Below are 20,848 nucleotides of genomic sequence, written 5' to 3'. Positions count from 1 at the left end.
GTCGGACCTTTTGGGTGACGGCTTTCTGTCTGTCTAGTGTGTTCTATCAAGAACAAAATCGACTGATTGCAGCAGTATATTGGCCTTTTCGCGGAAAATAGCGAGGTGTTCCTTCGCCTGCTCGGCCAATAGCCGCACCCTCTGGCGGGCGCCATCAATGCCCAAAATCGTAACGAAATTAGCCTTTCCGGCCTCTTCATCCTTGGCCAGGGCCTTGCCGACAGACTCCTCATCGCCGGTCGCGTCGAGCAGGTCGTCGGCGATCTGGTAGGCCAGGCCGAGGTCGTTGGAAAAGCCAGCCAGTGCGCTGCGTTCGTGCTCGCGGGCATGCCCGATGATTCCCGCCGCCTCGGTGGCGTAGGAGATCAACGCGCCGGTTTTCAGGCGCTGCATGCGGGTAATCGTGTTCAGGTCGCGCGGGCTGTCGCTTTCCAGCATGTCGATCATCTGGCCGCCCACCATGCCCCGCGCGCCGGACGCATCCGCCAGCCGCTCGATCAGCAGGGCGCGCACTTCGGCATCGTCATGCGTCTCCCGCGAGGCGAGGATCTTGAAGGCCAGGGTCAGCAGCGCATCGCCCGCCAGAACGGCGGTGGCCTCATCGAAGGCCTTGTGCACCGTCGGCTGGCCGCGGCGGAAATCGTCATCGTCCATGCAGGGCAGATCGTCATGCACCAGCGAGTAGCAGTGCACGCATTCCAGCGCCGCCGCCGCCCGCAGGAGCGACTTTTCCGGCGCATCGAACATGGCGCCGGCCTCCAGCAGGAAGAAGGGCCGCATGCGTTTGCCATTTGCGAGGGCGGCATGGCGCATCGCGCGCATCAGGTCCGCTTCCGGGCCCGACGCAGGCGGGATCAGATGGTCCAGCGCCACGGTTACCTTGTCGGCAACTTCCTTCAGGCGAAGGTCGAAGTCGATCACCTCTGTCATGAGGGCCTAGTCGAAACTGGCGGGTTCCGTGGTCGTGCCACCTGCCCCCTGCACGATCTGCTCGACCTTCAGCTCCGCCGATTTCAGCCGCGCTTCGCAATGCGCCTTCAGGGCCGCGCCGCGCTCATAGATCGCGATCGACTTCTCCAGCTCGACCTCACCAGCCTCCAGCTGGCGCACGATGCCTTCCAGTTCCGCAAGCGCCTCTTCGAAGCTCATCTTGTCGACGGGTTTTTCCTTCGGGTCTGCCATGTCGCCTCACGTTTCGGATGGACCGGACACTAGAGCGGTGCCGGGCCCATCACAACCTTTTCCAATTCGAATTCGAACCCGGAATTACCGGTATTCGTAGACGCGGAAACTCCAATAGGAATCGCCGCCGTCGCGCACGCATTTCCAGCCGAGCTTCTTCAGCTCCGGCCTGAGCATGCGATTGAACCACCCATGCGCCGCCAGATAGACTTTCGCATCCTCGGATGCTTCGTGCAGTTTCTGCGCTGCGTCCATCGCCCGCAGGCGGGCCTGCACAACGCTTTCCCCATCCAGCGCGTGGCCGTTCAGCCAGGCTGCACGGGCGAGGATGTTCCAGGTCTTCGGCAGGTAGCGCACCCTGGGCAGCATTGGCGGCGGCAGGGGCGCCTCATTGAAGACCGGGTCATATTCGGCCTGCATGTGCGGTGCGGCGCGGGCAGCTGTCTCCTGCGCGCGGATGCGTCCGGATGCAAAGACGAGGTCTGCATCCTTCACGGCTTCCATCAGGGCGGGAGGCGCGACCTGGCCTTCGGCGAGCGGGCTTTCCTCGTACCGGGCCCACCAGTCCTTGTACTCGCGCCAGTCAAGCCTCGGCCCGGCCGTGCGGTCCAGCGCCGGCTTGCCATGACGCGAGACCACGATGGGGCCGCGCCGGTTTGCTGTCGATGTCGTTTCTGGCATCGCCATCCGGTCCGTTCGTTCTAGTCCGATAGGGTCAGATGCCCCGCGAACTTCCAGCCACTAGCGAGGTTGGCCGGAAGCGACAAGGCAGGAATCCCGGCTTTTGGACCCCTACAGGCCCTTCCACACACGTTTCGGGCATTTCTCGCCGTCCATGAGCTTGCAGCGATAGAAGCTCATCAGCACCGTATCGGCCCGCCCCATCAGGTGATCCATGGGCACGAAGCCGACCGAAGCCTCCTTCGGGTCAACGGCCAGCTCGCATCCAGCACGATCCACAACATTGCCGACCGGCGGGCAGTGACCGGACAGGAACCGGCTATCCAGCGAGTTGTCGCGGTTATCGCCCATCATGAAGAGATAGCCCTTGGGCACGATGAACAGCACGGTGTTATCGCCCCGGTCACCGGCTTCCTGACGATTGGTCATCCAGCTCTTGCCGTCTTCGGCCGTCTCGCGCCACTCGTGCGCGGTCGTCACCCAATTGGTGCCGTGGGGCACATAGCGGACGGTCCGGACATATTCGCTCGGGAGCGGTTCGCCGTTGATATAGACCTGCTCATTGATCATCTGGATCTGATCGCCCGGCAGGCCGATCACGCGCTTGATCATCACCTTGCCGGCATGCGGATGCTCAAACACGACCACGTCGCCGCGCTTCGGATCACGCGCAAAGATGCGGCCCTTCGGCAGCGGCAGGTAGCGGCCCAGGCTGAAGGGCAGCGAGTACCGGTCATAGCCATAGGCGAACTTGGCGACGGCCACACGGTCAGACACTTGCAGCGTCGGCACCATGCTTTCAGAAGGAATCACCCGCTGCTCGTAGACGAGGCCGGAGAACAGCATGAACAGCGGAACAAACACGGCCAGCGTGGCGCCCCATTCCTTCAGTTCCTGCTTGACCTTGTCGGCAAGTGTTTCGGGTGCCTCATCGGTGCCCTGCGCGGCCTTTTCGCCATCTCGTGCCATCGAGGCCTCGCTCTTGTCTTTCAACAGGGGCCTTTCTTAGACGAAACCCCGGCTGATTGCGAAGCCGAAAACTGCCAATAGGCTGCAAATGAGGTCAGGTCGCCAGACTATAGAGCGTCACGCCATCATGACCCAGTTCAGCCTTCACCTCGCCGCGATAGATCAGGCAGTTCAGATGCGCCAGCGCTTCGCCGGTCGCCATGCCCTGCTCGTCCAGGGCGATCTTGCGGCCGAAAATGGCAGCGAACGTGTCCAGCACCTTGCGCGGCTTTTCTCCAAGGCGCTGTTTCAGGCGCGTCAGGGCGACTTCATGCCCGTCGATCAGATGCCGCAACCTTTTGTGGGCGCCCCGGAACGGCTCGTTATGCGCAGGCAGGACCAGCACGTCTGCCGGCAGGTGCGCCAGCAGCTTCTCACAGCTCGACATCCAGTCCAGCAGCGGATTGGCCGCCGGCTCGGTCGGATGAACGGACACATTGGATGAGATGCGCGGCAGCAGCTGGTCGCCGGAAATGACAATGTTTTCAGCCGGGCAGAACAGGCAGGCATGTTCCGGCGAGTGGCCGTTTCCGGTGATCACTTCCCAGGTTTCGCCGCCCATTTCGAACGTGTCGCCATCGCTGAGACGGAAGAAACTGTCCGGCATTTTCGACACGCCGCGCCCGAAACCGCCGAAGCGGGACCGGTAATTCTCAAGCGCCTCTTCATCCCAGCCGGCCTTGCGATAGAAGCTGATCCCGGCCTCCGGCGCCTCGCGGCCCGTGTCCGAAATGAGCATCCGGCAGGTCGTGTATTCCAGCCGGCTCATCCAGAGCTCTGCGCCGTATTTGTAGCAGAGCCAGCCTGCGCAGCCGACATGATCCGGGTGCATGTGCGTGACGATCACCCGCTTCAGCGGCTTGTCTGCCGTGACGCGCGTGTCGAGGATCGCTGTCCACGCGTCCCGCGTCTCTTTCAGCGGCATCCCCGTGTCGACGATCGTCCAGCCATCGTCATCTTCGATCAGCCAGACATTGATGAATTTCAGGGAGAATGGCAGCGACATCCGGATCCACTGGATGCGCGGCGTGATCTCCATCATCTCGCCATGACCGGGCGCGGCTTCGCCGTGCAGATAGTCCAGCCCGGGGCGTTTGGGTGTCTTTGTCGTGAAACCGTCCATGGCGCCAGAATAGGCCGGGCGAGCAAGGCGCCAAGCCGTCACGCAGGGTCAGCTATTTGATCGGTGTGCGCTTGCGGGGGCCAAGCTTTGTCCGCTTGAACTTCGCGCCGCGCATCGGATTGACGGGCTTTTCTTCCTGGCTGTCCGGCTTGCGGTCGCCGCGCAGCGGGCCGCCTTTTCCGCCCGGTTTGCCGGAGAACTTGCCAGCTGGCTTGCCTGAACGCGGGGGGCGGTCTGGCCGCTCACCACGGGGCGGACGCTCACCGCGCGGGGGCCTGTCCTGCGCGTCGCGCGGCGGACGTTCCCGTTCTTCCCGCGGCTTGCGGGGCCGGGGCGCTGCACCGCTCAGCAGGGCTTCGCGCTCACGCGCGCTAATCGGACGCCACTTGCCTTCCGGCAGGCCTGCCAGTTCCAGCGAGCCGATACGTACGCGCATCAGGTCCACCACGCGCAGCTCGACCAGCTGGCACATGCGGCGGACCTGACGGTTGCGGCCCTCATGCAGCACGAAGCGCAGCTCGTGCGCCTTCACCTGCTCCACCTCAGCCGGTTTCAGCTTGCGCCCGTCCAGCTCCAGGCCATGGCGCAGCAGGGCCAGTTTCTCGGGCGTCACATCGCCCTTCACCTTGACCACATATTCCTTGTCGACCGTGCTCTCCGGCCCGATCAGCGCCTTCGCCAGCACGCCATCCTCTGAAAGGACGAGCAGGCCGCGGCTGTCCTTGTCGAGGCGGCCGAGCGGCGCGAGCTTGTTGTAGCGGCCGGGGATCGCGTGCGCCTTGCCGGAGAGCGTCTTCTCCGTAATCAGGCGCACCGCGGGGATCTCGCCGGGTTCCGGCGTGCCGGAGACGATGCCTTCCGGCTTGTGGAAGATCAGCGACAGTTTGTTGTCCAGCTGGCGCGTCGCCTTCTGCAGCAGGGTCAGCGTCTGGCCCGCTTCGATCTTCTGGCCTGCGACAGCTGCCTCGCCGTCGACCTTGATCAGGCCTTTCAGGATCAGCGCGTCGGCCTCGCGGCGCGAACAGACGCCTTCCTCGGCCAGCCATTTGTTGATGCGCAGCGGCTCGGCGCCTTCATATGTCTTGGTCCAGGCCATGATGTGTCGGTTTCCTGCCGCTTCCGGTGCCCCTCATATCGGCCCTGCGGCTCACCGGCAACCAGCGCGCTCACTGTTGGATAAGCGGCCCTTCAGGCAATAAAGAACACCATATATACACCGTATATGGACCATATATACGACCGGCGCGGCCCGAATTGCGCTCCGTCACAAAAGTGCGGTCGACAGGCGGGCCGGTTTCGCGGATAAGCCCGCCTCCATGAAAACCGCCGCCGCCCCCTCGCTCGCCTTCGCGCTGCTGCTGCTCGGCACGACCCTCGGTCTTGCCGGGACAGACCTTGTGCTGCCCGCGGTGCCGGACCTGCCGGACGTACTCGGCGGTAGCGCAGCGATGGCTCAGCTGGTGCTGGCCGCCTTTGTCGCGGGCGGCTGCATCGGCCTGATCCTGTTCGGAGAACTTGGCGCGCGGGCCGACCAGCGCCGCCTGCTCGTCGGCAGCCTGATCGCCTACGCCCTCGTCTCCCTCGCCTGCGCGCTGGCGCCGTCCCTGCCCGCCCTTGTCGGCCTGCGCTTCCTGCACGGGCTGAGCGGCGCGGCGGCCGCCGTGTTCGCACCGGGCATGATCCGCGCCATGTTCAGCGAGGCAGGCGCCGTGCGCGCGCTGGGCCTGATGGGCAGCGTCGAGTCGCTGGTGCCAGCGCTCGCCCCGGTCGCCGGTGTCTGGCTGCTGGCGGCGTTCGGCTGGACCAGCTCCTTCTATCTCATCGCCGTGCTCAGCCTGATCGTGGCCGTGCTCGTCCGTGCCCTCGGCTCCAGCCTGCCCGTCCCGCCCCCCACGCGCAGCCAGGGCAGCTATATCCGCCTGCTGAAGAACCCGACCTATATGCGCTACGCGCTCAGCCAGGCCTGTACGCTGGGCGGGCTGCTGATCTTCGTCTTCGGCGCCCCGGCCATGATGACCAAGGCACTGGGTCTCAGCCTTAACGCCTTCATTCTCATGCAGGTGACCGGTATCGCCTTCTTCATCCTGGCTTCAAACATCGCCGGGCGCCTGGCAGACATGTTCGGCGCCGAGCGAATGATCCTCGCCGGATCGGGCATATCGGCGCTCGGCCTGATGGGGCTGTCCATGTACGGCAACGCAGGCGGAACCGACCCGCTGATGATCACAGCCCTGTTCGTGCCGGTGAACCTTGGCCTCGGCCTGCGCGGCCCGCCGGGCTTCTTCCACGCCATCCTCGCCTCCGACGGGGATGACGCCCGCGGCGCGGCACTGGTGATCCTGTTTATCCTGTCAATGACGGCGACCGGCACCGCCATTGCCGCCCCTCTGGTGACTGCCGGCCTTTCCCCGCTGGCAGGGGTGGCAGCGTCGTTCTCCTGTATTTCGATTATACTGCTTGCATCCCTGCGGCCTCTGAAGGCCCGGTAAACCCGGCAAATTTTCAGCAATCTGAATATTGTTTTCCGGGTAAAAGCAGGCTTGCCCTTGTAAAGCGGCAGAAACCCCTTAGATGAGCGCTTCGACTTTTCGCCGGACGATCAGGCATCGACTGTCAGGGCCTCGCCCTGCCACTTTATCAGAGACCTCCCAGACAAAACTCGAACTTCCGCGAGCCCGCATGTCGCAGGCACGCATTTATACAGGAGTGTCCCATGACCAGTGGCACCGTAAAATTCTACAACGACCAAAAAGGCTTCGGCTTTATCGCTCCGGACGATGGCGGCACCGATGTGTTCGTCCACGCAACCGCGCTTGAGCGCGCCGGAATGCGCATGCTGAACGAAGGCCAGAAGGTTTCCTACACCACGGCCGTCGACAAGCGTAACGGCAAAACTGCCGTCGACACGATCGAAGCCGAATAGTCCTTCCGGACTATCAGGTTCAGAAAGGCCGCTTCCCCCGGGAGGCGGCCTTTTTTTTTGCGACAGAAAGATGGGCTCCCAGCCCCTTTCACCTCTACAGCAGAGGCAGCACCCGGCTACCTGTAGCTGCCCACACCTTCATCTCCCGGTTCATTGTTTCCGGATAGGAACTGTGATTGCGTGATGACCGGTCGGAGACGCAGCTTTCTGCCATCGGAGACGCCATCGCATTCCGCCTGGCGCCTTCCTTCTCCGATCAAGGAGGAAACAACATGAAGACGTTGAAGCTCGCCGCCGGGATTTCCATTCTGGCAACTGCAGCAATGATGCTGCCGTCGACGGCAACAGCCGCGCCGGACAAACCCATAAACGCCGCCACCACAGACAGCGGAACGCTTTGTATCGTGCATGAGGCCGATGGCGCGCCTTATGTGGTCGACACCGAATGCAGCTGGCATACGGTCACCAAACTCGACAAGGACGGCAATCCGAAATCCTTCACCTATCAGGACAAGGGAAATTTGCAGGAAGGCCAGACAGCCCCTGACGCAGCTGTGAAGATTGCCATTGAGGGCATGTCTGTCTCGGGACTCGCCTGCACCGGCACGGAAGTCGTGACGCCAAGCGGTCAGTACTCGTCTGACCTGAAGTGCAAGTAGAAGACACTTGCCGTACAAGAAAGCGCCGCCTCCCTCAGGAGGCGGCCTTTTTTTAGGTTCTTTGTTGGGCCCGGCCAGTGGGCCTATTCCATATCTTCCTGCGCCGGTTCCATCACCAGCGACACTGAGCCGACCCGCAGGCCAAACCAGCCGACCGTCGCCGTGTTCAGCACCCGGCCATCGCCGTCTTTCGCCAGAACGTCCCGGAAGCGGACCTTGCGGCCCTTACCATTCTCCGAAGGCAGGACGACGTCATATTCCAGCCGGAAGGCCCGCCCGTCCTGGTAGCCGCGCGCCGTGCCAACCACGTCTTCGCGGGTGCCGCTGTATTCACCCGGCGCGACACGTTGGAGCTTCCAAGTTTTCTTGTCCTTTTCGCCATCGTCATAGACGAAATCTTCGACCAGGATGAAGGTCTCACCGTCCCATGTGCCGGTTAGCTGCGCGGTAAACGTGCGGTGCACGCCGGTGATCGACTTGAACTCGCCGCGCGCCACATGGGCGCCGGCAAGATCGCGTTCGATGACAAAGGCATCGCCCCCGGCATCGTCCGGCACAGGCGGCCGGGTGGCGCAGGCGGCAACAAGGGACAGGGCGAGAGCTGCGGGGAGTTGTTTCTTCATGGCCCTTGGTACGGACCTCACCTGCGTTCGGATGACTTGGCTTATGAAACCAATCCGCACCCTGTTTCGTATTCACTGCAGCCCCATCGTGCAGCCCGCGGAAAGACCCAGCCAATCACCGACCTTGTTTTCATTCTGGGCGATCAGCTTTCGCCATCCATTTCTTCCCTGAAGGCCACAAGCCGGGATGACGCGCGCATCCTGATGGCCGAAGTGATGGAAGAGGCGTCCTATGTACCGCACCACAAGAAGAAGATCGCTTTCCTGTTTTCCGCCATGCGCCACTTCGCCGAAAGCCTTCGGGCGGATGGCTGGAGGGTCGATTATGTCCGCCTCGATGATGACGGCAATTCCGGCAGTTTCACCGGCGAACTGAAGCGCGCCATAGAGCGCCACAGCGCAGACCGCGTTCTCGTCACCGAACCCGGCGAATGGCGCGTGCGGCAGGATATGGAAACCTGGGAAGACGAGACCGGCCTACCCGTCGAGATCCTTGAAGATGATCGTTTCCTCTGCTCGCATGAGGAATTCCGGGACTGGGCCGAGGGCCGCAAGGCATTGCGGATGGAGTATTTCTATCGCGAAATGCGCCGCAAGACCGGCCTTCTCATGGAAGACGACGAACCGGCAGGCGGCAAGTGGAACTTTGATGCGGAGAACCGCAAACCGGCCAAGGCAAGCCTCTTCATGCCGAAGCCACACTGCGTGAAGCCTGATCCGATCACGGAAGAGGTGCTCACCCTCGTCTCCGATCGTTTCGCCGATAATTTCGGAGACCTTGACCCCTTCTGGTTCGCCGTTACAGCCGAGCAGGCGGAAGCCGCGCGTGACCACTTCATCGCCGAGGCCCTCCCGGACTTCGGAGACTATCAGGACGCGATGCTGGCCGGGGAGAAGTTCCTCTACCATTCGCTCCTCTCCTTCTACATCAATGCCGGCCTGCTGGACCCGCTGGAGACCTGCCGCATGGCAGAGGAAGCATGGAAAGCGGGCGATGCGCCGCTGAATGCGGTGGAGGGCTTCATCCGCCAGATCATCGGCTGGCGCGAATATGTGCGCGGTATCTACTGGCTGAAAATGCCGGACTATCTGGAGCTCAACTTCCTCGACGCCGACCGGCCCCTGCCGGACTTCTACTGGACCGGCGAGACGGACATGGCTTGCCTCCGCGCGGCAATCACACAGACAAAGGAAGAGGCCTACGCCCACCACATCCAGCGCCTGATGATCACGGGGAATTTCGCGCTACTGGCGGGCATCGCCCCGAAGACCGTGCATGAATGGTATCTGGCGGTCTATGCCGACGCCTATGAATGGGTGGAACTGCCCAACACGCTCGGCATGAGTCAGTATGCGGATGGGGGCTTGCTGGGCACCAAGCCCTATGCCGCCGGCGGCAACTATATCAGCAAGATGTCGGACTATTGCGACGGGTGCCGGTATGACGTGAAGCAGAAAACCGGGCCGGACGCCTGCCCGTTCAATTCGCTCTACTGGGATTTCGTCAGCCGCAACGCAGACAAGCTGCGCGGCAATCCGCGTATGGCCCGCGTCTATTCCACCTGGGACCGGATGAAAGACGACCGGCAAGGCGAGTATCTCGAGACAGCGGAAGACTTCCTGGCCTCGCTCGACGGCGAATGAGGCCAGGGGCGCAATGTCCGGTCAGATTCCGAACAGGGCTTCGCTGCCTTCGAGGAAAGTCTGGCCGCCTTCGGTGATGCCGGGCACGCGGCCCGGCGCTTCGGCGAGGGCCGTCTCGGCGAAGAAACCGGCAAGGGCGAGGTTGCGGGCGCGGGTGGCCGTATCGCTGGAGCGTGCGGCGGTGGCGGCGCGCGTCAGGAAGTGGCCGCCGATCACATCGCCTGCCAGCGCAAGATAAGCCGTCGCCCCGGCGAGCGCCTTGTCCTGATCGCGCTCTTTCATGGCCGTCAGCATCCAGCCGGTCGCTTCACGCAGCGCATCGGCCCCGGCGCGCAGGCGGTCGGCGATCTGGACGAGCTGCGGCTCGTTCGTGGCGCGGGCTTCGCGGATCGTGGCGTCGATGTCGCCAAGGATCAGCCGCATGGACTCGCCATTCGTGCCGGACAGTTTGCGTCCCACAAGGTCGATCGCCTGAATGCCGTTCGTGCCTTCATAGATGGGTGCGATCCGGGCATCGCGGTAAAGCTGTGCGGCGAGTGTCTCGTTCATGAAGCCCATCCCGCCATGGATCTGCAGGCCGAGGCTCGCGACCTCGACGCCCATGTCCGTGGACCAGGCCTTGGCGATGGGTGTCAGCAGGTCCTCGCGCAGCTTGGCAGCATGGCGCGCCTGCTCGTCGGTTGCGGCGTCGGCGAGGTCTGCCGCCACGCCGCAGGCGTAACAGATGGCGCGGGCTGCGGCGACGCGGGCGCGCATGGTCGTCAGGGTACGGCGCACATCGGCATGGTGGAGGATCGGGGCGGGGCCATCGACGCCCTGCACTTTGCCCTGCTTGCGCTCCTGCGCGTATTCGAATGCGGTCTGGTAAGCTGCCTCACCCACGGCCACACCTTCGAGGCCGACATTCAGGCGCGCCGAGTTCATCATCGTGAACATGCAGGCGAGGCCCTTGTTCGCCTCGCCGATCAGCCAGCCTGTCGCGCCATCATACTCCATGACGCAGGTGGGGGAGGCGTGGATGCCGATCTTCTTCTCAAGGCCGATGCATTTCAGGCTGTTGCGCGCGCCCAGGCTGCCATCCTCATTGACGAGGAATTTCGGTACCAGGAACAGCGACACACCGCGCGACCCGGCCGGGGCATCCGGCAGGCGGGCAAGGACGAGGTGGATGATGTTCTCGGCGATGTCATGGTCGCCCCAGGTGATGAAGATCTTCTGGCCTGAAATAGCGTACGAGCCGTCCTCGTTCGGCACGGCCTTGGTTTTCAGCGCGCCAACGTCAGAGCCAGCCTGCGGTTCGGTCAAATTCATCGTGCCGGTCCAGTTCCCGGCGACGAGGTTTGGCAGATAGGTCTGCTTCTGTGCGTCGGTGCCGTGGTGCAGCAATGCCTCGATGGCGCCGAAGCTCAGCAGCGGGCAAAGGCCGAACGACATGTTCGCGGCGTGGATCATCTCCATGACGGCCAGCGCGAGCGCCTTTGGCAGGCCCTGGCCGCCCCACTCCTCCGGCACCGACAGGCCCATCCAGCCGCCTTCACGGAACTGGGCATAGGCCTCGGCAAAGCCCGGTGCGGCCTTGACGCCATCCTCGGTGAGCTGGGCCCCGGCCGCATCGCCGGACTGGTTCAGCGGGGCCAGCACATCGCGCGCCAGTTTCCCGGCCTCTTCCAGGATCGGCGCGATCAGATCGGCATCATAAGCCTCGAAACCCGGCAGGCCTTCCAGCTTCGGCAGGCCAGCGACAGCCTGCAGCGTGAAGGCCATGTCGTTGATCGGGGCTTCGTAGGCCATCAATTTGTCTCCGATAATGCATAAGTGATATTGGCCGCAGGCTTTAGCGCGCCTGTGGCGACTGTCCAGCGGAGCACTATACTGTGCGTCAACCTGACCAACAAAAGGCTCTAACATCCATGCGCACATTCCTCCTTTCCGTTTCTGCAATTGCCCTTGCCAGCTCCCTGGCTGCCTGCGGCGCCCCGTCCGCCAGCGAAGCGGCACCGGCTGCCCCGGAAACCAGCACCGCTGAAACCACTGCAGGCCCAGCAGACGCCCCGGCGCCGGAACTCGGCCCGGCCGGCCTCTATGAGCTCGATCTCAGCCATGCCTCGCTGACCTGGAAGGTCAGCCATTTCGGCCTGTCCAACTACACCGCCCGCTTTACCGGTATTTCCGGGACGCTGGACTTCGATCCGGAAGACCTGTCGGCCAGCGAGTTGGACATCACGGTCGACCCGACTTCTGTCGAGACCGATTACCCGTTTGATTTCAAGGCCGGCCACCCGGATAGCCCGTTCGACACGTTCGACCAGGAAATCTCCGAGAGTGAAACCTACTTCAACGCCTCGGCATTCCCGGAAATCACGTTCAAGTCCACCGACGTCACCGCGACCGGCCCCAATACCGGCACCGTCACCGGCGACCTGACGTTCCGCGGTGTCACCAAGCCGGTGACTCTGGACGTGATCTATAACGGCACCGCCACCTTCCCGTGGGCACCGGATTCGCCGCGTCTGGGCTTCTCTGCGACCGGCTCGCTGAAGCGGTCCGATTTCGGCCTGGACTTCATGGTGCCGAACCTTGGCGATGAAGTGGACTTGCTGATCGAAGCAGAATTCGCGAAGCCTGCGGACGCTACCGAATCCGAATAAGGTCACACACATGCATGCTCCATCCTCCAACCGGTACACCGCAGTCGCGATTCTCCTGCACTGGGCGATCGCAGGCCTGATCCTGTTCATGATCTGGCTGGGATGGAACATGGAAGACAATGAAGCCCGCTTTCAGCTGCACAAATCGATCGGGATCGCGATCCTGTTCCTGAGTGTGGCGCGGGTGATGTGGCGGTGGCTGAACCCGCCGCCGCCACTGCCGGACGATATGACGGCGTGGGAGAAACGCCTCTCCCACGCGGTCCATATCGGCTTCTACGCCCTGATGATCGGCCTGCCACTGCTCGGCTGGCTGCTCGTCTCCACCTCCAAATTCCAGGTTTCGACCGTCCTGTTCGGCACAGTCAGCTGGCCCCACCTTCCGTTCACAGAAGGCATGCGGGGCGGGGTGGTACACGAGATTGTGGAATTCCTGCACTCCAAGGGTGCCTGGGTCCTGATTGTGCTGCTGGGCCTGCACGTTGCCGGCGCCATCAAGCATGAGGTCGCCGCAGAGCAAGGCGTGTTCAAGCGGATGATCCCGGGCCTCTTCGGCCGCGCCCATGCACCCGGTCCGGCCAGGGGCTACGTCACCGCTTTTGGCGCGGCTCTGCTTCTGTTCGCAATCATCGCTGCAGTGCCGCTGATGAAGTCAGCACCGCCTGCACCGGCTGGCCCCGGCGCAACCGGCGCCGTCCCGGCCGAGACCGGCAACTGGGAGATCGATCCGGCAACGTCCGAAATCGCCTTTTCCGGCACCTATCAGAACAAGCCCTTCTCCGGCACGTTTGAACGCTGGGATGCAAATGTCCTCTTCGATCCGGAAGATCTGGAAGGCTCGGCTGTCGAGGTGAAAGTCTATCCCGCCACGGCGCGCACGGGCACCAAGCTCTATGACGACACGCTGCAGGGCGGGGAATGGTTCGATACCAACACGTTCCAGTCGGTGAAGGTCAGCCTGCTCAATTTCGCGGCCTCGCCGGATGGCGGCTACACGGCGGAGGCCTCGCTGCTGGTCAAGGATACGGCCGTGAATGTGCCCTTCGATTTCAGCCTCATCATAGAGGGTGACAGCGCCACGTTCGAAGGCACGGCCACGCTTTCCCGCAAGGCGCTGAACCTCGGCCAGCAATCAGACCCCGGCGCAGACTGGGTCGCAGACGAGGTCACGGTCACCGTCAAAGGCACCGCCACCCGCAAGGAATAATGCGCCTGCGGCTTCCGGCCGGGCGGGACGGGTGCTAAGGCGCCGGTCATGACTGCCATCGTGCCCATCCAGCCGGGAACGCTCAGCCTCGCCGCCATGCATTTGCGCGGCGGCGGCCTTGTCGCCATGCCGACCGAGACCGTCTACGGCCTCGCCTGCTATGCCGCGAACCCGGACGCCGTGGTGCGCCTCTATGAGGCCAAGGGCCGCCCGCGCTTCAATCCGCTGATTGCGCATGTCGCAAACATGGAAATGGCGGAGCAGGAGGCTGTGTTCTCTCCACTGGCCCGCGAGATCGCAGCGAAGTTCTGGCCAGGGCCCCTGACCATGGTCCTGCCCGTCGCGCCCACCGGCACCGTCAGCGACATCGCCCGCGCAGGCCTCGACACGATTGCCCTGCGCATGCCCGCCCATCCGGGCGCGCTCGCCCTGCTGCGTACCTTTGGCAAGCCGCTGGTGGCGCCATCGGCCAACCGGTCCGGCCATGTCAGCCCGACAACCGCGCAGCACGTCAAAGAGGATCTGGACGGGAAGGTCGACCTGATCCTAGACGGCGGCCCCTGCGAGCGCGGAATCGAGTCGACCATCGTCAGCTTCGTCGGTGAGCGCCCTGTCCTGCTCCGTGCTGGCGCGCTGGAAACCTCCGCGCTGGAAGAAGCGCTCGGGCAGCCGCTTGTCGCCCGCGAGGAAGCGGACGGAATCTCCGCCCCCGGACAGCTGAAAAGCCACTACGCCCCGAACGCCCGCGTGCGCCTCAATGCCGATGCGCCGGAGCCGGGCGAGGGATGGCTCGCCTTTGGTGAGACGCCCTACCCGGGTCTCAATCTTTCCGAAGCCGGAGACCTGCGCGAAGCGGCAAAGAACCTCTTCGCCGCCCTGCGCACGCTCGACACGCAGTTCGACCGCATCGCTGTCGCCCGCATCCCGAATGAAGGCCTCGGCGAAGCCATCAACGACCGCCTCGCCCGCGCGGCGCACCGGGACTAGGATCAGGCCATGCACCCTGCCCGCCGTTTCCACGTTTCTGACCCGGCGATCCTTCGCCAGCGCATCCTCGAATATCCGTTCGCAGTGATCAGTGCGGTGAGCGATGGCCAGCCCATTGCGGCACACGCCCCTGTTCTCCCCTCCGGGGAAGGGGAGACTCTGTCCCTGCGCTTTCACCTCTCGGTCGCCAACGCCGTGACGAAGGCGCTGCTGGCCGGCAGCCCGGCGCTTGCAGTCTTCACGGGTCCACACGCCTATGTCTCCCCGGACTGGTACGGCATCGAAGACCAGGTGCCGACCTGGAACTATATCTCTGTCGAGGCCTCTGGCCCGGTCACACGGCTGGACGATGCGGCGATGCGCCAGCTGATCGACGACATTTCCGATCATTTCGAAGCGGGCCTTGCGCCGAAGCCCGTCTGGAAGACGGCCAAGATGACGCCCGCCCGGCTGGAGGCGCTGTATCGCGGCCTCGTGGCGTTTGAACTCCGCCCGGAGCGCTTCGAAGGCATCGCCAAGCTGAACCAGGACAAGCCGGCCAGTGCCCGCGCCAGTGTCATCGAAGCTCTGGATGCGACGGAAAGCGGCTTCGCACTTGCCGCGGAAATGCGTAAACTGGAGCCATGACCCAGACGCTCTCCCCGGAATTCCTCGACGCCCTCAAGGACACGCTCGGCCCGCAAGGCTGGAGCGAAGACCCGGATGTCCTGTCCGAACACGCGCAGGCCTGGCGCGGCGTGCTGCAGGGCGAGACACCCATCGTCGCCAAGCCCGGTAGCACGGAAGAAGCCGCCGCGCTCGTGAAACTCTGCAGCCAGCATGGCGTGGCAATCTGCCCTCAGGGCGGCAATACGGGCCTTGTCGATGCAGGTGTGCCGCATGGCGAGATCTGCGTCTCCATGCGCCGCATGAACAAGGTGCGCAGCGTGGATGTGTTCAACAATTCCATGGTGGTCGAAGCCGGCGCCCCGCTGGTCACGGCGCAGCAGGCAGCGGAAGACGTGAACCGTCTGTTCCCGCTGTCGCTCGGCTCCGAAGGCACCGCCACGATTGGCGGACTGATCTCCACGAATGCGGGCGGCGTCGCCGTGCTGCGTTATGGCATGATGCGGGACCTGCTGCTGGGCATGGAAGTCGTGCTGCCATCCGGCGAGATCTGGGACGGCCTGTCGGGCCTGCGCAAGAACAATACCGGCTATGACCTGAAGCACCTATTTGCTGGCGCCGAAGGTACGCTGGGCCTCGTCACCGCTGCGACGCTGAAAATGTTCCCGAAGGTGCAGCGCGCGACGGCGTGGGTGACGGTGGAGTCCACGCAGAACGTCATCGCGCTGCTCGCCCATGTGCGCGAGATGGCAGGCGACACGGTCACCAGTTTCGAAATGATCCCGGCCAATGCGGTGGATATGGTGCTCGCCGACATAGAGGGCACGCGCGATCCGCTGCCGTCGAACCTTGCCTGGCGCGTACTAATGGAAGTGTCCTTCTCGGACGAGGCTATGGCTCGCAAGACGCTGGAAACGGCGCTGGAAACAGCCTTCGAGAAAGGCCTGATCCAGGATGCCGCGATTGCTGAAAGCCTCGCCCAGGCGAAAGCCATGTGGATGGTACGCGAGACGATCCCACTGTCCAAACGCGCCTATGGCAATTCGCTGAACCAGGACATCTCCGTGCCGGTCAGCAAGATTCCCGCCTTCATGGACACCTGCAATGCCCGCATCGTCGACAAGCTGCCGACGGCAGACTTCGTCATCTTCGGCCATGTCGGCGACGGAAACCTGCATTACTCCGTGATCGAAGCACCGGGGAAGACCGGCCTCAAAGAAAACTTCAACGCCCTGACGCGCATCATCTATGACACGGTGATGGAGTTCGACGGCTCGATCTCTGCCGAGCATGGCGTTGGCCGGCTGAAGCGCGATGAGCTGGCGAAACTGCGCCCGCAGGCCGCCACCGACACGATGCGCGCCATCAAGAAGGCGCTCGATCCGAAAGGCATCATGAACCCGAACCGAGTCGTCAGCGTGTAAGCACCTGTCCGGCTGCCCACACAGCAGGCTCGAACCAGGTATTCACCGTGCGGTGCAGTTCGGATCGCGGGAAATCCTGCCCGGAACCGGTGATCGCATAGGCGATTTCCGCGTCCAGATCCGGCGCATGCCAGGCCCCGGAATAGAGGCCATACGCCTCGCCATGATGACCGATCAGTTTCATGCCCGGCACAGGCGAGTCCGAAGCCGGATGAATCTGCGGCCCCTCGCCATATGCAGAGAAATACCCGTCATCCGTGTCGCCATTCTCAGCGGCAGGATCATAGACCCAGGCAGGGCTGGCTGCGACCGGATGGGCCGCCACCGTCCGCACCAGCGGACAGAGCTCTTCCAGGCTCGCCCGCAGCCCACCTTGCGGGCTGAACAGCGTGCCGTTCGTGCCGACAGCATAGTCTTCGAGGTCAAATCCCGGCGCCTTCAGCACGGCCGGACCGCTGCCTTCCAGCACGTCCGGTGCATCGGCCTGCGCCACCCATTCGTCACCGATCTTCTGGCTGAGCGTGGCGCCCGCACGGCGCTCAGCCTCCGGCACGCCGGACCAGTTGAAACCTGCTGTCACCCCCAGCGGGCCAAGTGTGATCCGGTCTGCGAGCAGGTCGAAGCGCTCACCCACCTGCCGCTCCAGCACGGTGGCGAGAATGCCCCAACCGAAATTGCAATAGGTGAAGTAGCCGCCGGGCGGACTGGGCAGCCACATGTCCGGCGTGAACAGGTCCTCGATCTTTCCCGGCGCTGCCTGCCAGTAAACTTCCGGATCTTTAAGGCCGGACGTGTGGCTCATCAGGTGGCGCAGCGGAATCTCCACATCCGGATAATCCGGATGGCGCAGGGCATCGCCGAACCATGTCGACAGCGGCGCGTCGAGGTCCAGCTCGCCCCGCTCAGCCAGACGATGGGCCGTCAGTGCCACAGCCAGTTTCGAGACGGAGGCGACCCGCATTTTTGTATCCGTCCGGAAGGCGCGGCCCCCATTCGCGATGCCGGCACCGTGGCTGAAGATCGTCTTGCCGCCCTTGCGCACAACCAGTCCCGCCGCCGGGGCAAAGCCATTTGCGACGATGCTGTCGATCATTTCAGCCGGCGATGGTCCATCGCTGACATCCGGTTTCCCGCCACGTCCGCAGGCGCCCAGAGCAGACAGGCCGAGCGTGATGAAAAGGCGCCGGTCCATCAACTGCGAAGCCTCAGCAGTGTTTCGTCGAGATCGGCCAGACGCGGCACACCGAGCAGGCCAAGACCGCGCTCTACATCATCCTTCAAAATACGGATCGCACGATTGACACCCGCTTCGCCGCCCGCGGCAAGCCCGTAAAGATAGGCCCGGCCGATCGCCACGCTGGTCGCACCGCGCGCGATCAGCTTCAGCACATGGCTGCCCCGGCGTACGCCACCATCGGCAATGATCTCGATCTTCGGGCTCACGGCCGCGCGCATCTCCGGTAGCAGGTCGATCACCGGTACGGATGTGTCGATCTGGCGCCCACCATGGTTCGAGACCCAGACGGCGCTCGCACCATGGTCCACCGCGCGGACGGCATCTTCAGCGGTCGCCACGCCCTTGATGGCGAACGGGCCGCCCCATTCATTGGCCATCCATTCGGCGTCTTTCCAGGTCATGGTGCGGTCGAACAGCTCATTGATGACATTCATCACGCCGCGCCCGCCGGTATCGAGTCCCTCGAAATTGACAGGGCCGATCTTTGGCGAGGTGAACATGTCCATCAGATAGCCCGGCCGGGCCAGCGCCTGCGATACGGTCTTGCGGTTGAGACGCGGCGGCACGGTGAAACGGTTACGCGGGTCACGTTCACGCGCGCCAGCCACAATCGTGTCCACGGTCAGGACGCAGCCGGTGAACCCGGCCTCCTTCGCACGGTCCAGCAGCTCCTTCACGATGCCCCGGTCTTTCCAGACATAAATCTGGATGATCTTCGGCACGTCCGGCGCGGCAGCAGAAATGTCGGCCAGCTTCTGGCTGGCCAGCGTGGAAGCGGAGTAGGCAATGCCCGCCTTCTGGGCCGCGCGTGCCACGGCCAGTTCACCTTCCTTCGGATGGAACAGGCGCGACGCGGCGGTCGGCGCAATGAAAAACGGCAAGGGTGATGGCTGCCCAAACACGGTGGTCGTGGTGTCGATCTTCGAAATATCGACCAGTGAATTCCACTGCAGCTCGTAATCTGCATACCGATCAACTGACCGCCGCAGGGTGATCTCGTCTTCCGCGCCGCCGTCGATATAGTCGAACACCATCCGCGGCAGCCGGGCCTTCGCCAGCGTGCGCAGGTCGTCGATATTGATTGCCCTGGATGCCTTGCTCATGCCGGAAACCCTAATCCGCTTTGCAGGGAGCGGCAATTCCAAAGCCTTGTCTTGCCAGCGGCCCGGCAGCGGTTACCCTGCAGACCCAAGGAGATTCCGCCATGAAAGCTGTTACCGGCCTCGCCCTCGCCTTCACCCTGACCGGGCTTGCCGCCTGTAACCCTGTCGGCCCCGGCCCGATTGTCGGCGGCCCGTGCAGCTATGAGACCTCCATCATCGAAGGCATTGTCACGGAAGTAGACGAAAACGGCGCCCTCTTCATGGGGGAAGAGGGGGAGTTCTGGGTCTCGGATGAGTATCTCGGTACACTCCCCGCCGTGGGCGACACGATCCGGTTCCAGCGCGAACGCATCACCGAAGGCACCTGTACGCCGGAAATCTATACCGTCATGACCGACGCCGGAGACTAGCCTGATCAGGCAACCGGAAGCGGCACCCATCTTGCATCCTCCGGGCGAAGCGAGGAGCCTGCAATGAAACCACCCATGAGCGTCGAAGCCCTGTCAGAATTCGGTCGTATCCGGCTGTCCGACAGCTTCTTCATGCGGGATGTTCTGTTCTCAGACATCGCGGCCATTCATGGCCTGTCAAATGTGCCCGACGATCCGGATCTCGCCATCGCCGCTGGCACGAAGCTGTGCACCGAATTGCTTGAACCTCTTCAGGATGTGTTCGGCCGCATTGCCATCCGCTCGGCCTACCGGTCCTCCGAGGTTAACGGTTTTGGCAACCAGATGCAGCGCGAGAACAAGAAAGGTTACAATTGCGGTTCCAACGAAAGCAACCACGCCGCCCATATCTGGGACCGGCGCGATGCGGACGGGAACATGGGCGCAACAGCCTGCATCATTGTTCCGGCCTTTTATGATGCGTTTCACGAAGAAGGCGACTGGCAGAAGCTTGCCTGGTGGATCCACGACCACCTGCCATATTCCAAACTGTACTTCTTCCCGAAATACTGGGCCTTCAATATCCAGTGGCGTGAAAACCCCGAGCGCAAGATCAACAGCTATACCAGACCCACGGGCCAGCTGACCGCGCCGGGAAAGCCGAATTTCGGAGGCTCCCACGAAGCGGAATGGGCCCCGCTGAAGGATGTGTTCCCGAAAGCCTGAACCGGATCAGCCGGCGAGTGCGGCGGCGATGTCCCGGTGCGAGGCGAACACGCCATGGGCGCCCGCTTCAGTGAGACGCCCGGCGAGGCCCGCATCTGCGTGGCCGCCGCCGGTGAAGCCCCAAGCCGTCATGCCGGCGGCGAGGGCGGCCTTCACCCCGTTCACGCTGTCTTCGATCACAACGCAGGTTTCCGGGCGCGCGCCGATGCGGTCTGCCGCCAGCAGGAACAGGTCTGGCGCAGGTTTACCGTTCGCGACAAGGTCTGACGAATAGACATGGGGGGCGAAAGTGTCGTGCAGGCCGGTCAGTTCCAGCTTGCGGACCAGCTTGTCGGCTTCGGACGATGATGCCACCGCCTGCAGCCCGGAGAAGGCAGCGGCGACTTCCAGCACGCCGTCAATCGCCGTCAGCTCCGCTTCGAACCGCTTCCAGTGATTGGCGTGCAGCGCTGTGCGGAAATCGTCCGGCAATTCCAGTCCGGCTGTCTGTGCATCGGCGGCGATGGCATTATGGAAGTCCCGGTTATGCAAGCCGACAAAGCGCTGCACGAAGGCCTCGAACGCATAGTCCAGCCCCCATCCCGCAAGGATTTCCCGCTCGCACTGGATGGCAATGACTTCGGAGTCGACGAGCACACCGTCGCAGTCGAAGATCAGGGCGTCGAATTTTGCCATGCG

Annotated in this window: 21 protein-coding genes and 1 pseudogene; 11 read left to right on the top strand and 11 right to left on the bottom strand. The window is 63.4% G+C overall.

Annotated elements, in window-relative coordinates; genetic code table 11:
• Window positions 1-33 precede the first annotated feature (33 nt).
• The 6 genes and pseudogenes from HJA_RS03100 to HJA_RS03075 all read right to left on the bottom strand — a co-directional run.
• Window positions 34-930 carry a polyprenyl synthetase family protein gene (locus HJA_RS03100; protein ID WP_035578173.1) on the bottom strand — a complete coding sequence of 299 codons (897 nt, stop codon included), beginning with the start codon at window positions 928-930 and terminating at the stop codon, window positions 34-36.
• Window positions 931-936: 6 nt separating this feature from the next.
• A complete protein-coding gene (locus tag HJA_RS03095) occupies window positions 937-1,182 on the bottom strand; it encodes an exodeoxyribonuclease VII small subunit (protein ID WP_035578171.1) in 246 nt (81 codons plus the stop codon).
• 84 nt (window positions 1,183-1,266) lie between these two features.
• Window positions 1,267-1,863, bottom strand: coding sequence for a histidine phosphatase family protein (locus HJA_RS03090; protein ID WP_035578795.1), 597 nt, complete (start codon window positions 1,861-1,863; stop codon window positions 1,267-1,269).
• 111 nt (window positions 1,864-1,974) lie between these two features.
• A complete protein-coding gene (gene lepB, locus HJA_RS03085) occupies window positions 1,975-2,856 on the bottom strand; it encodes a signal peptidase I (protein ID WP_241764284.1) in 882 nt (293 codons plus the stop codon).
• A 70-nt stretch (window positions 2,857-2,926) separates the two neighbouring features.
• The gene (locus tag HJA_RS03080; protein ID WP_241764283.1) at window positions 2,927-4,036 is read right to left on the bottom strand and encodes an MBL fold metallo-hydrolase; all 1,110 of its coding nucleotides are present in this window, start codon (window positions 4,034-4,036) and stop codon (window positions 2,927-2,929) included.
• Window positions 4,037-4,334: 298 nt separating this feature from the next.
• Window positions 4,335-5,090 (bottom strand): annotated as a pseudogene (locus HJA_RS03075) (pseudouridine synthase); the annotation flags it as partial.
• A gap of 220 nt (window positions 5,091-5,310) precedes the next feature.
• On the opposite strand from HJA_RS03075, the gene HJA_RS03070 reads away from it, so the two are divergent.
• The 3 genes from HJA_RS03070 (at window position 5,311) to HJA_RS03060 (ending at window position 7,576) form a co-directional block, all read left to right on the top strand.
• Window positions 5,311-6,483: an MFS transporter gene (locus HJA_RS03070; RefSeq protein WP_035578169.1), complete on the top strand. Its 1,173-nt coding sequence runs from the start codon at window positions 5,311-5,313 to the stop codon at window positions 6,481-6,483.
• A 224-nt stretch (window positions 6,484-6,707) separates the two neighbouring features.
• Window positions 6,708-6,917 carry a cold-shock protein gene (locus HJA_RS03065; protein ID WP_035578167.1) on the top strand — a complete coding sequence of 70 codons (210 nt, stop codon included), beginning with the start codon at window positions 6,708-6,710 and terminating at the stop codon, window positions 6,915-6,917.
• A 272-nt stretch (window positions 6,918-7,189) separates the two neighbouring features.
• A complete protein-coding gene (locus HJA_RS03060) occupies window positions 7,190-7,576 on the top strand; it encodes a hypothetical protein (protein ID WP_155839844.1) in 387 nt (128 codons plus the stop codon).
• Between the two features lie 83 nt (window positions 7,577-7,659).
• Here HJA_RS03060 and HJA_RS03055 read toward each other — a convergent pair whose 3' ends face one another.
• Window positions 7,660-8,199: a DUF3833 family protein gene (locus HJA_RS03055; RefSeq protein ID WP_035578162.1), complete on the bottom strand. Its 540-nt coding sequence runs from the start codon at window positions 8,197-8,199 to the stop codon at window positions 7,660-7,662.
• Between the two features lie 114 nt (window positions 8,200-8,313).
• On the opposite strand from HJA_RS03055, the gene HJA_RS03050 reads away from it, so the two are divergent.
• Window positions 8,314-9,843 carry a cryptochrome/photolyase family protein gene (locus HJA_RS03050; protein ID WP_035578782.1) on the top strand — a complete coding sequence of 510 codons (1,530 nt, stop codon included), beginning with the start codon at window positions 8,314-8,316 and terminating at the stop codon, window positions 9,841-9,843.
• Window positions 9,844-9,864: 21 nt separating this feature from the next.
• Here HJA_RS03050 and HJA_RS03045 read toward each other — a convergent pair whose 3' ends face one another.
• Complete coding sequence (locus HJA_RS03045; RefSeq protein ID WP_035578160.1) at window positions 9,865-11,634, bottom strand: acyl-CoA dehydrogenase; 1,770 nt, start codon at window positions 11,632-11,634, stop codon at window positions 9,865-9,867.
• Between the two features lie 119 nt (window positions 11,635-11,753).
• On the opposite strand from HJA_RS03045, the gene HJA_RS03040 reads away from it, so the two are divergent.
• From HJA_RS03040 to HJA_RS03020, 5 genes are read left to right on the top strand one after another with little or no spacing between them, the layout of a single operon-like run.
• Window positions 11,754-12,491, top strand: coding sequence for a YceI family protein (locus HJA_RS03040; protein WP_035578158.1), 738 nt, complete (start codon window positions 11,754-11,756; stop codon window positions 12,489-12,491).
• Between the two features lie 10 nt (window positions 12,492-12,501).
• The gene (locus HJA_RS03035) at window positions 12,502-13,698 is read left to right on the top strand and encodes a cytochrome b/b6 domain-containing protein (RefSeq protein WP_035578157.1); all 1,197 of its coding nucleotides are present in this window, start codon (window positions 12,502-12,504) and stop codon (window positions 13,696-13,698) included.
• A gap of 48 nt (window positions 13,699-13,746) precedes the next feature.
• A complete protein-coding gene (locus HJA_RS03030) occupies window positions 13,747-14,685 on the top strand; it encodes an L-threonylcarbamoyladenylate synthase (protein WP_035578155.1) in 939 nt (312 codons plus the stop codon).
• A gap of 9 nt (window positions 14,686-14,694) precedes the next feature.
• Window positions 14,695-15,312: an FMN-binding negative transcriptional regulator gene (locus HJA_RS03025; protein WP_051597298.1), complete on the top strand. Its 618-nt coding sequence runs from the start codon at window positions 14,695-14,697 to the stop codon at window positions 15,310-15,312.
• Window positions 15,309-16,715, top strand: coding sequence for an FAD-binding oxidoreductase (locus tag HJA_RS03020; protein ID WP_035578153.1), 1,407 nt, complete (start codon window positions 15,309-15,311; stop codon window positions 16,713-16,715). The genes HJA_RS03025 and HJA_RS03020 overlap by 4 nt, the downstream gene beginning before the upstream one ends.
• Here the strand turns inward: HJA_RS03020 and HJA_RS17780 are convergent.
• Both HJA_RS17780 and HJA_RS03010 read right to left on the bottom strand, forming a co-directional pair.
• Window positions 16,705-17,907 carry a serine hydrolase domain-containing protein gene (locus HJA_RS17780; protein ID WP_051597297.1) on the bottom strand — a complete coding sequence of 401 codons (1,203 nt, stop codon included), beginning with the start codon at window positions 17,905-17,907 and terminating at the stop codon, window positions 16,705-16,707. The two genes, HJA_RS03020 and HJA_RS17780, sit on opposite strands and share 11 nt — an antisense overlap.
• On the bottom strand, window positions 17,907-19,055 hold the full coding sequence (locus tag HJA_RS03010) for an alpha-hydroxy acid oxidase (protein ID WP_051597296.1): 1,149 nt from the start codon (window positions 19,053-19,055) through the stop codon (window positions 17,907-17,909). Before HJA_RS03010 ends, HJA_RS17780 begins: the two co-directional genes overlap by 1 nt.
• Before the next feature lie 101 nt (window positions 19,056-19,156).
• Between HJA_RS03010 and HJA_RS03005 the strand changes: the two genes are divergently transcribed.
• A complete protein-coding gene (locus HJA_RS03005) occupies window positions 19,157-19,465 on the top strand; it encodes a hypothetical protein (RefSeq protein WP_035578148.1) in 309 nt (102 codons plus the stop codon).
• Window positions 19,466-19,528: 63 nt separating this feature from the next.
• Window positions 19,529-20,170: a hypothetical protein gene (locus tag HJA_RS03000; protein ID WP_035578146.1), complete on the top strand. Its 642-nt coding sequence runs from the start codon at window positions 19,529-19,531 to the stop codon at window positions 20,168-20,170.
• A gap of 6 nt (window positions 20,171-20,176) precedes the next feature.
• On the opposite strand, the gene HJA_RS02995 is transcribed toward HJA_RS03000, so the two are convergent.
• Window positions 20,177-20,845 carry an HAD family hydrolase gene (locus HJA_RS02995; protein WP_035578145.1) on the bottom strand — a complete coding sequence of 223 codons (669 nt, stop codon included), beginning with the start codon at window positions 20,843-20,845 and terminating at the stop codon, window positions 20,177-20,179.
• Between the last annotated feature and the right edge of the window lie 3 nt (window positions 20,846-20,848).

It is taken from the genome of Hyphomonas jannaschiana VP2 (assembly GCF_000685215.1).
GTDB classification, from domain to species: Bacteria; Pseudomonadota; Alphaproteobacteria; order Caulobacterales; family Hyphomonadaceae; genus Hyphomonas; species Hyphomonas jannaschiana.
Note: the sequence above shows the minus strand (reverse complement) of the source record. Positions and strands in the feature narration are given on the sequence as shown.

Coding starts and splice junctions, on each gene's coding strand:
- HJA_RS03030 (WP_035578155.1), top strand. CDS start 13,747: ATGACTGCCATCGTGCCCATCCAGCCGGGAACGCTCAGCCTCGCCGCC.
- HJA_RS03025 (WP_051597298.1), top strand. CDS start 14,695: ATGCACCCTGCCCGCCGTTTCCACGTTTCTGACCCGGCGATCCTTCGC.
- HJA_RS03010 (WP_051597296.1), bottom strand. CDS start 19,055: ATGAGCAAGGCATCCAGGGCAATCAATATCGACGACCTGCGCACGCTG.
- HJA_RS03100 (WP_035578173.1), bottom strand. CDS start 930: ATGACAGAGGTGATCGACTTCGACCTTCGCCTGAAGGAAGTTGCCGAC.
- HJA_RS03060 (WP_155839844.1), top strand. CDS start 7,190: ATGAAGACGTTGAAGCTCGCCGCCGGGATTTCCATTCTGGCAACTGCA.
- HJA_RS03095 (WP_035578171.1), bottom strand. CDS start 1,182: ATGGCAGACCCGAAGGAAAAACCCGTCGACAAGATGAGCTTCGAAGAG.
- HJA_RS03000 (WP_035578146.1), top strand. CDS start 19,529: ATGAAACCACCCATGAGCGTCGAAGCCCTGTCAGAATTCGGTCGTATC.
- HJA_RS03070 (WP_035578169.1), top strand. CDS start 5,311: ATGAAAACCGCCGCCGCCCCCTCGCTCGCCTTCGCGCTGCTGCTGCTC.
- HJA_RS17780 (WP_051597297.1), bottom strand. CDS start 17,907: ATGGACCGGCGCCTTTTCATCACGCTCGGCCTGTCTGCTCTGGGCGCC.
- HJA_RS03040 (WP_035578158.1), top strand. CDS start 11,754: ATGCGCACATTCCTCCTTTCCGTTTCTGCAATTGCCCTTGCCAGCTCC.
- HJA_RS03055 (WP_035578162.1), bottom strand. CDS start 8,199: ATGAAGAAACAACTCCCCGCAGCTCTCGCCCTGTCCCTTGTTGCCGCC.
- HJA_RS03035 (WP_035578157.1), top strand. CDS start 12,502: ATGCATGCTCCATCCTCCAACCGGTACACCGCAGTCGCGATTCTCCTG.
- HJA_RS02995 (WP_035578145.1), bottom strand. CDS start 20,845: ATGGCAAAATTCGACGCCCTGATCTTCGACTGCGACGGTGTGCTCGTC.
- HJA_RS03020 (WP_035578153.1), top strand. CDS start 15,309: ATGACCCAGACGCTCTCCCCGGAATTCCTCGACGCCCTCAAGGACACG.
- HJA_RS03065 (WP_035578167.1), top strand. CDS start 6,708: ATGACCAGTGGCACCGTAAAATTCTACAACGACCAAAAAGGCTTCGGC.
- HJA_RS03045 (WP_035578160.1), bottom strand. CDS start 11,634: ATGGCCTACGAAGCCCCGATCAACGACATGGCCTTCACGCTGCAGGCT.
- HJA_RS03090 (WP_035578795.1), bottom strand. CDS start 1,863: ATGCCAGAAACGACATCGACAGCAAACCGGCGCGGCCCCATCGTGGTC.
- HJA_RS03005 (WP_035578148.1), top strand. CDS start 19,157: ATGAAAGCTGTTACCGGCCTCGCCCTCGCCTTCACCCTGACCGGGCTT.